Source organism: uncultured Formosa sp. (assembly GCF_947500765.1).
Classification (GTDB): Bacteria; Bacteroidota; Bacteroidia; order Flavobacteriales; family Flavobacteriaceae; genus Formosa.
In genome coordinates, this window is the sequence record NZ_CANMTH010000037.1 from 1 (window position 1) to 1,827 (window position 1,827).

A 1,827-nucleotide genomic window follows, 5' to 3' on the forward strand; every position below is an offset into this window, starting at 1 on the left:
AAAACACCGAATATGGTATATAAATTATCAGCTTAATTCAATTTTAAACTGTAGCCATATTTCAGGACAAGACATTTAATGAAAACCAACACAATCGTACTTTTCCTAATCATTTTAAGTCTTTTTGGCTGTTCAGCTGACAAAGACAATATAACCGTTACAGGAAAAATAGTTGATGAATTAAACGGAAGTCCAATCACTAACGCAGAAGTTGTAATTCTTTGTTGGTATGAACATAGCTTTGAGGAAGTAAGTTTTAAAAAGAAAACAGCATCAACGGATAACGAAGGATTTTTTAAAGTAAACTTTGAGAAAGGACATAAAATAGATATTGCTTCTAAAGCCGAAAACTATCTACCAAATCGGAGTTATAATGATTTGACTGAAAACAAGCTAGATTTAACTCTAAAACTGAATAGACAAAAAAATAATCCAACACTTGTTAAACTATTAAGTACAGAAAAAGGGTTTTATAAAGGTCAAAATGACTTCCCTTTTTTAAGAGTTCGAGTTTACGATAATGACAACGTTCTGAATTTTGAAAATCAAGAAACATATGGCTTTAACCACGAATCATTAGAAATGTCTCTCGATACAATTAATTCTGACTTTTGGTTTGAGCAAATTAAGAAAGATAATCCACCAAGCGTGATTAAGACAAATGCTCAAGGTGGAATAAAACCAATTTTCGTGAATGAAATAAGTTCTTCTGTTCTTTATGAACAAAGTCAAGCGCCAACAGAAGGTTATAAAACGGAATATATTTTGACTGGAAACGAAGAAGGATTTTTTGTCCTTTGTAGAGATGGAAAAACCTATGGTAAGCTAATTTTCGAAAAGTCATCTATCGACATTGGAACACCAGATGGAAATGGTGGATATTATAAAGAATTTGGAAAGAATTTTAACTGGATTCACCAAGAAAATGGCTCGACAAATTTGACTTATCCGAATTCGGAAATTGATTTGGAAAATTTCCTTGTGGATTATAGATTAAGATAAAAAAACTACAGCTAACAATGTGTATAATTCATTGCTAGTTATAGCTTACTTACGAAAGTCCTCGCGGACTTTCTATCTGTGATTTATTTGCTAACTTTAGTGCTTAAACACGCAACGAAATCATACACGAGACCGTTATAAGTCATTTGAAAAATGAACAAAACATTCAAATTCATATCATTAAGTTTAATTGGAATATTTATTCTTACTTCTTTCGGACTTCAAAACGAACCGAAAATACTTTTCCATAAAATAAGGTTTACTGCATCTTCTGTAAAATTAGAAAAATGGAATATTAAGGATACTATAGGAACTGAATTTGTAATGGAAACCATAGATGATTACGGAAGAACAAAAGAATTAAGGTTCTATAATTGGAAACATCAATTGGATTGGGCTGGCTCGGGGTTTTATGGTGGACCAATAATAAAATACGATTACGAGAAAAATAAAATAATCGAAACGTTTTTTAGTTCTGACACTGAAATTGCAAATGACTTTAGTACATCAGAAGTTCCTTTTCGATTCATTTATTATCTTAATTCTCAAAATAGTATTGAGCGAACTGAAATGAAATACAAAATGGATTTTAAGTGGACTAAAGAAAGTTTAGAAAAAACTATTAAACACTTGGAATTTTATAAACAATACTCATCCGAAGAAACTGATTTAGATCAAGTTTTTGGTTATACTTATGCGTTTGCTAAAATGAATGGAATTGAACCTAAAACAAAATAAAAACGCCTTACAACACCGTGTATAATTAATGGCTGGTTCTCGCCTACTTACGAAAATCCTCGCGGATTTTCTATTCGGTTTTTATTT

2 protein-coding genes are annotated in these 1,827 nt (G+C 30.9%); both read left to right on the plus strand.

Annotation, left to right across the window (positions count from 1 at the left end; translation table 11 throughout):
• Positions 1–78: 78 nt before the first annotated feature.
• Complete coding sequence (locus tag Q1B05_RS18470; RefSeq protein ID WP_299782925.1) at positions 79–1,002, plus strand: hypothetical protein; 924 nt, start codon at positions 79–81, stop codon at positions 1,000–1,002.
• A gap of 153 nt (positions 1,003–1,155) precedes the next feature.
• Positions 1,156–1,740 (plus strand): hypothetical protein, encoded by a 585-nt coding sequence (locus Q1B05_RS18475; protein WP_299782926.1) that lies wholly within the window; start codon positions 1,156–1,158, stop codon positions 1,738–1,740.
• The last annotated feature ends 87 nt before the right edge of the window (positions 1,741–1,827 follow it).

Bases quoted from the DNA above. Each gene is read 5' to 3' on its own strand.
- Q1B05_RS18470 (WP_299782925.1), top strand. From the start codon at position 79: ATGAAAACCAACACAATCGTACTTTTCCTAATCATTTTAAGTCTTTTT.
- Q1B05_RS18475 (WP_299782926.1), top strand. From the start codon at position 1,156: ATGAACAAAACATTCAAATTCATATCATTAAGTTTAATTGGAATATTT.